The sequence below is a fragment of the Staphylococcus sp. HMSC62B09 genome, from assembly GCF_001839115.1.
Classification (GTDB): Bacteria; Bacillota; Bacilli; order Staphylococcales; family Staphylococcaceae; genus Staphylococcus; species Staphylococcus haemolyticus.
Window position 1 is genome coordinate 1 of the sequence record NZ_KV840125.1, and the last position, 6,572, is coordinate 6,572.

8 protein-coding genes and 2 pseudogenes are annotated in these 6,572 nt (G+C 29.1%); 4 read left to right on the plus strand and 6 right to left on the minus strand.

Annotation, left to right across the window (positions count from 1 at the left end; genetic code table 11):
* Window positions 1-190: 190 nt before the first annotated feature.
* Window positions 191-622: a universal stress protein gene (locus HMPREF3265_RS04970; RefSeq protein WP_000475805.1), complete on the plus strand. Its 432-nt coding sequence runs from the start codon at window positions 191-193 to the stop codon at window positions 620-622.
* Between the two features lie 143 nt (window positions 623-765).
* Window positions 766-1,907 (plus strand): IS3 family transposase gene (locus tag HMPREF3265_RS04980; RefSeq protein ID WP_141764269.1). Its coding sequence is split into 2 segments (ribosomal slippage): window positions 766-1,036 and window positions 1,036-1,907, totalling 1,143 coding nucleotides; the frame shifts between segments, so codons are not numbered across the junction.
* A gap of 115 nt (window positions 1,908-2,022) precedes the next feature.
* On the opposite strand, the gene HMPREF3265_RS12395 is transcribed toward HMPREF3265_RS04980, so the two are convergent.
* The gene (locus tag HMPREF3265_RS12395) at window positions 2,023-2,166 is read right to left on the minus strand and encodes an SAS049 family protein (protein WP_000011355.1); all 144 of its coding nucleotides are present in this window, start codon (window positions 2,164-2,166) and stop codon (window positions 2,023-2,025) included.
* 267 nt (window positions 2,167-2,433) lie between these two features.
* Window positions 2,434-2,565, minus strand: a pseudogene (locus tag HMPREF3265_RS13090) (alcohol dehydrogenase); the annotation flags it as partial.
* Here HMPREF3265_RS13090 and HMPREF3265_RS13095 point away from each other — a divergent pair.
* A pseudogene (locus HMPREF3265_RS13095) lies at window positions 2,554-2,709 on the plus strand (IS3 family transposase); the annotation flags it as partial. The pseudogenes HMPREF3265_RS13090 and HMPREF3265_RS13095 overlap by 12 nt on opposite strands.
* A gap of 412 nt (window positions 2,710-3,121) precedes the next feature.
* On the opposite strand, the gene HMPREF3265_RS04990 reads toward HMPREF3265_RS13095, so the two are convergent.
* From HMPREF3265_RS04990 to HMPREF3265_RS05005, 4 genes are all read right to left on the minus strand, one after another.
* Entirely contained in the window at window positions 3,122-3,376 is a 255-nt protein-coding gene (locus tag HMPREF3265_RS04990) for a TetR-like C-terminal domain-containing protein (protein WP_002485431.1), read from the minus strand.
* On the minus strand, window positions 3,364-3,609 hold the full coding sequence (locus HMPREF3265_RS04995) for a TetR/AcrR family transcriptional regulator (protein ID WP_305367091.1): 246 nt from the start codon (window positions 3,607-3,609) through the stop codon (window positions 3,364-3,366). The genes HMPREF3265_RS04990 and HMPREF3265_RS04995 overlap by 13 nt, the downstream gene beginning before the upstream one ends.
* A gap of 208 nt (window positions 3,610-3,817) precedes the next feature.
* Window positions 3,818-4,912 (minus strand): ABC transporter permease, encoded by a 1,095-nt coding sequence (locus HMPREF3265_RS05000; protein ID WP_011274426.1) that lies wholly within the window; start codon window positions 4,910-4,912, stop codon window positions 3,818-3,820.
* Window positions 4,909-5,637 carry an ABC transporter ATP-binding protein gene (locus HMPREF3265_RS05005; RefSeq protein ID WP_002485578.1) on the minus strand — a complete coding sequence of 243 codons (729 nt, stop codon included), beginning with the start codon at window positions 5,635-5,637 and terminating at the stop codon, window positions 4,909-4,911. Before HMPREF3265_RS05005 ends, HMPREF3265_RS05000 begins: the two co-directional genes overlap by 4 nt.
* Window positions 5,638-5,776: 139 nt before the next feature.
* Here HMPREF3265_RS05005 and HMPREF3265_RS05010 point away from each other — a divergent pair, with 139 nt between their 5' ends.
* Window positions 5,777-6,349, plus strand: coding sequence for a TetR/AcrR family transcriptional regulator (locus HMPREF3265_RS05010; protein ID WP_070861079.1), 573 nt, complete (start codon window positions 5,777-5,779; stop codon window positions 6,347-6,349).
* Window positions 6,350-6,572: the final 223 nt, after the last annotated feature.

The window sequence follows — 6,572 nt, forward strand, 5'->3', positions numbered from 1 at the left end:
GCAAGTTAAGCGAACACTGACATGATAAATTAGTAGTTAGCTATATTTTTTCACTTTGCAACAGAACCATCTGAAATATATTAATTCAAGGAATATATTTGAATAATTTGAATATGAGAATAAGCATACATATTTAGGGTATATATAAGTAATAGACATCTAAATAATAAGTAATAGGAGGCTGGTGTAGATGTTCAAAAATATATTATTACCCTATGATTTCGAAAATGATTTTAGTGCTATCCCTGACTATTTAGAAAAAGTCACCGATGAAGATTCAGTTGTTGTAATTTATCACGTTGTAACAGAAAATGATCTTGCAATTAGTGTCAAGTATTATAATAAGCATAAAGAAGATATTATTAGAGAAAAAGAGAAAAAACTCACTCCATTTTTACGTGAATTAGAAAAAAGAGATATTCAATATAAAATAGATGTAGATTTTGGGCATATTAAAGATACAATCTTAGAAAAAATTACTTCTGGAGATATAAATAATGGTGAATTTGATTTAGTAATTATGAGTAATCATAGAGTCGATTTGAATATTAAACATGTTTTAGGAGATGTTACACATAAGATTGCTAAAAGAAGTTCTGTCCCAGTACTAATTGTTAAATAAACATAAGAAGTAAGAAATTTATTAATTCAAAAAGCCTAAATACTTTCTCACAAATCGAGTGGACTGACCCCAATTAGTGGGAATTATATAAAACACTTTCGTTGAATTCATATTAAAATGAATCATGCGGAGGTGTTTTTTCTATGAAAAGAGTTGCTTATTCAGTAGAAACAAAGTATAAAGCTGTTGAAATGAAAGCAGCAGGATTTTCAACAAAAGAAATTATGGAAGAATTAAATATTAGAAATAGAACACAAGTAAAAACTTGGTGGCAATGGTATCGAAATGAGGAAAGTTATAGATTTTCACAACACGTTGGTAAACAATATACCTACGGTAAAGGATTAGAAGAGCTGTCAGAAGTAGAACAATTAAAATTAGAAAATAAGAGAAAAGATATAGAATTGGATATTTTAAAAAAGTACAAGGCATTGGAAAGGAAGTGGTACCAACAGTAGTCATAGATTTAGTGGATCAATTAAAAGGAAACTATTCAATCAAATTGATACTAGAAGTATTAAACATACCTAAATCAACATATTACCGAGGGAAAAACAAAACCTATAAAAATGATACTGTAACACAAAAAGTTATTGAATTATGTGAAGCTAACCACTATACCTACGGTTATCGTAAGATTACAGCACTGATTAATCAATGTTATACATCATCAATTAATCATAAGAGAGTACAGAGAATTATGCAGAAGCATCATTTAAACTGCCGAGTTAGACCTAAAAAAACGACAAGGATAGGTAAACCGTATTATAAAACAGACAATTTATTACAAAGACAATTTAAAGCGAGTTGTCCCATGGAAGTATTAACAACCGATATTACTTATTTACCATTTGGTCATTCTATGTTGTATTTATCTTCGATAATGGATATTTATAACGGAGAAATTGTGGCGTATAAAATAGATGATAAACAAGACCAACGTTTAGTTAATGATACATTAAATCAAATCGATATACCCGAGGGATGTATATTACATAGTGATCAAGGCAGCGTTTATACATCTTATGCTTATTATCAATTATGCGAAGAAAAAGGCATTATCAGAAGTATGTCCCGAAAGGGAACACCTGCCGATAACGCCCCGATAGAAAGTTTCCATTCCTCGCTAAAGTCTGAAACTTTTTACATCAATAATCAGCTTAATAGCTCTAATCATATTGTAATAGATATTGTCGAAAAATACATTAAAAACTATAATAATAATCGAATTCAACAAAAACTAGGCTACTTATCCCTTGTAAAATACAGAGAATTAGCAGCCTAGAACATAGTGTTTTTATTAAGTTCCCATTTTAAGGGTTCAGTGCCTAAATCCCAGCCTTTTATTAGTTTAGGTTAAAACAAAAAAAGTGATGAACTCAGTCATCACTCAAAATCAATTATTTGTCATCTTTTTTGTCTTTATTATCGTGTTTTTCTCCACCAGTGTATTCATTAATTTGATCTTTTACTTTATTTACTTGTTCATTATCACTATTTTTAAATTTTTCAGCTGCATCTTTTGCTTTATCTACAAAACTCATTATAACAAGCTCCTTTCAAGTTAATTTTTTAATATGTGAGTTACTTTGACTTCCTATATTTGTTATCTACCACAATACTATCGTTATAAACATTTATCTCAAAAAAAATATATTAATAACGTAGTATAATTATACATTTATGAAACACGATAATTCTTGTTATAAGATGACGCATCGAATCATCTTATAATGAAACAATGGAGCGTCTATTGGGCCTCGTAGTGGTATGTTAAATTCAAAGTGTATTCTACTCTTTTTCCTTTAAGTTTACATTGTACTGATATCAATCACAAATCGATACTTCACTTTTGATGACAGCACTTTTTCATAAGCGTTATCAATGTCATCTGCTGTAATTAATTCAATTTGTGGGGCGATATGATGTTCAGATCTGAAACTTTTTACATCAAAAATCAGCTTAATAGCTCTAATCATATTGTTATAGATATTGTCGAAAAATACATTAAAAACTATAATAATAATCGAATTCAACAAAAACTAGGCTACTTATCCCTTGTAAAATACAGAGAATTAGCAGCCTAGAACATAGTGTTTTTATTAAGTTCCTATTTTAAGGGTTCAGTGCCCAATTTCTAAGGTAGCTTCCCTTTCAATAATTTTTGAATTCAAAATTTTAATATAAATCCCTTCCTTTTATATTATACACAATCTATTTTTTAGTTTTATTTGTGATACGCTTCTGCTTATCAGTACGTGATGCGGTTTTTAGTGATATATTTCTCTTATCTTCTAAAGAATCTCGGCAACATAGATATCTCTTCGAACCATTATTGCAATTATTCAAATGTCTAAATATCCTTCTAATTACTATAATTCAATATACATAATATAAATTCCAATTATTCAATTGTAGAGTGCCAAAACTTTCTTCATACCTACAAATAATACTTATATTTTCGTAATATTGTTTTTACAATACTTAAACGCCAAACTATTAGAATTCTTTTTCCAAGAATTCTAATAGTTCTTTTGGTGAAATATCGAATTTATTTTCTAGCCATTGTCTCAACAACTCTGTTAAGACACCACTATATAAATCACACAATAGTTTAGGATATTTAGAATTTCTTATCCGTATAGATTTAGGGTCATTCTTTTGAGCAGCAATTTCAATCATTATTTTACTAATTATCATTTTACAATCTTTGTATACATCTTCTTGTTTTGAAAATGCAACTAAATGACGCATCTTATTTCTAAAATTGCTTTGTATGTAATTAAGTCTTCATTATTTTTGGCATTTTCTATGAACATATCACCTATGCGTTGCATCAAATGATATAATAAGTCGCTTTTATCTTCGAAATAGCGATAAAATGTACTTCTATTTACCTCAGCATCATCGCATATTTGTTGTACAGAAATACCATCAAAATAATTTGTCTCCAATAACTTAAACGTGGTTTCGATGATATGGTTAATTGTTCGCTTTGTCGTTGCTGTCCCATTAACTTATCTCCCTAGAAATGTAATAATCATGGTTTTATAATATGTAAATTACCACAGCAATTTACATGACAATCAAAAGTCATTTAGAAATGCTCTCTATTATGAAAGCCCATAATTAACATATCCGCTAATTATGGGCTTTTTGCTTATTTTAAATTACTTAAAATACTATATTTAATTATTACACTTTTCTGTAACGTTTAAGTCCAACAATATTTAGGATTGTAAATCCAATGATGAATACCAATAAGATTGTAATATCAAACCAAATATAATTAAATCCTTCACCTTTGATCATAATATTCGTTAAAGCATCACCAGCATATCGCAATGGGAATATATAACCAATTGAGCTCACCCAATCCGCTACACTATCTAATGGAATAATTCCAGAGAAGAATACTTGAGGTATTACAACTAATGGAATAAACTGAACCATTTGAAATTCTGAGTTTGCAAATGTTGATACAAAGATACCTATAGCAAGTGCTGATAACGCAATGAGTATGTTTACAAGTAGTACCCACCATATGCTACCAGCGACTTCAATTTTCAATAAATAAATTGCGTAAAATACAATAATTAAAGTTTGGAGTACTGCAAACATACCATATCCTGCCAAATAACCAAACACGATTTCGCTTCTTTTAACTGCAGTAGCTAGTAGTCGTTCCAATGTACCTTTAGTACGTTCTCTAAGTAAAGCAATTCCAGAAATCAAGAATACGAAGAAGAATACAAAGAATCCAATTAGAATTGGGAACATTTTATCAAAATAGGTACTATCAGCATCACCATATAAATAGTGATTATCTAATGTGATTTGTTCTCCTTGAGCTGAGTTACCTTGTTTTAAATTACTTGGTATCTTATTAATTACTTTCGCCATATCTTGCAATTTATTCTTTTGGATTGCACTGCCTAGTAATTGTTTTGTTGTTCCGGTATTTGATGGATCTTCATTTTTATAAGTAACATCGAGCTTATCACCTTTTTTCTCAATATATACATCCAAGTCAGAGTTTACGATTGTCTTTTTAATCGAACTTGGTGAATCATATTCTTTAATTTTAACTTTATCTGAAGGTAAGGCATCTACAATTTTATTTGGAACATTCTCATCCACACCAACTTTTAAATTCACATCGTTGTTAGTATTAAAAATAAAATACATTAAAGTCAGTACTAATACAGGTGCAAGTAACATAAGTGCCAATGTTCGCTTATCTCTCAATAACTCTTTCGTAACTCTTACAAAGATTGCATTAAATCTCATGATTTTACCTCCTTTTCTGCTTTGATAAATACCTCTTCGATAGAATCCACTTTAAATTTTTCTTTCAATTCATGTGGTGTACCAATTGTAAATAATTTGCCGTTTACGATTAAACCTACGTAATCACAACGTTCTGCTTCATCCATTACATGTGTAGTAACAATTACTGATTTATCTTCACTCGTTAGTTCTCGTAACTGTTTCCAAATTTCCTTTCTAAGGCTTGGATCTATACCAACTGTTGGTTCATCTAAAATAATTAAATTGGGATTAGATAATAATGTAATTGCAAGTGACAATCTACGTTTCATACCACCTGAAAAATTAGAAACTGTTTTGTCTAATTCATTGTCTAAGTTAACTAATTTCATATTATCTTTAATTGCTTGTTTTAATTCTTTACCTTTCAAACCCATGAGGTTACCAAAAAACACTAAATTTTCACGGGCTGATAGAGATTCATATAGTGCATCACTTTGCCCCATATAACCAATATCATTTAATAATTTTCTATTAGGCATATCAGTATCAAATATTTTTGCGTAACCCTCATTTAAACTTTCCATACCCATTAAACACTTAATTGTTGTCGTTTTTCCTGATCCACTTGGTCCTATTAAACCTAATATTTTTCCAGAAGATAATTCTATATTGATATCATTTAAAACTTTTTTGTCACCGTAATATTTTGTAGCATTTTTCAATTCTAATACTTTATCACTCATATTTTCTCCCCCTTATTAGACACGGTGTCAATTTAATTGCATAATGTGATTATATACCTGTAAAAAAAAATCAACGGTGAATTTATTGTTATTAGACATATCAACAATAGTGTCAATTAATATTTAGGAGTGAATAAAATTGAACGAAGAATTAATAATGGATGCGAGAATAATAAAGACCAAACGAAATACACTTAATGCACTTAAAAGACTATTAAAAAGGAAAAAATTTGCGGATATATCAGTAAAGGATATTTGCATAGAAGGAAATGTTAGTAGAGGTACGTTTTATCTCCATTACAAAGATAAATATGATTTAGTCTATAAACATCAAATTGAAATCATGAAAAAAATTCAACCCATACTGGAAAGCGTAAATTATTTATCTTTAGAAGAGTTTTTTGCAAAAGCTATTCATTTTTGGAGCAATGATGCAGAATTACTCATGTTGTTAATCTCTGATAATGGATCGACAGATATACAAAATCAGGTTAAACGTTTAATACAACAAAATGCAAAGAAGAATATTTTACCTATAATTAATACAAATAATTATTCAGAAATCGAAAAGCATTATCTAACCATTTTTTTAAGTAATGCAATATTTGGAATTATTCAAGAATGGATAAACAATGGTCAAAAAGAGTCTCCCGATGAATTATCAGCTATTTTAAGTAAGATTGCCCCTAAACATCTGTTTTACAAGGAATAATAGAGATTAAATCTTAAAAAGGCATAACATATCAAATTACAATTCAGTAATATTAATACACTATGCCTTTTTAACACTATTTCTTAATATTTTTTCTCCCACAGTCTCCCAACGATAACTGGCAGATAAAGCGATCGGTTCTGTTGCAAAGTTGAATTTATAATATGATTTTAACAAAATGGAGTCTTTTGTATGAACTATTTCAGATATAAACAATTTAACA

Coding starts and splice junctions, on each gene's coding strand:
- HMPREF3265_RS04990 (WP_002485431.1), bottom strand. CDS start 3,376: ATGCGTCATTTAGTTGCATTTTCAAAACAAGAAGATGTATACAAAGAT.
- HMPREF3265_RS05000 (WP_011274426.1), bottom strand. CDS start 4,912: ATGAGATTTAATGCAATCTTTGTAAGAGTTACGAAAGAGTTATTGAGA.
- HMPREF3265_RS04970 (WP_000475805.1), top strand. CDS start 191: ATGTTCAAAAATATATTATTACCCTATGATTTCGAAAATGATTTTAGT.
- HMPREF3265_RS12395 (WP_000011355.1), bottom strand. CDS start 2,166: ATGAGTTTTGTAGATAAAGCAAAAGATGCAGCTGAAAAATTTAAAAAT.
- HMPREF3265_RS05005 (WP_002485578.1), bottom strand. CDS start 5,637: ATGAGTGATAAAGTATTAGAATTGAAAAATGCTACAAAATATTACGGT.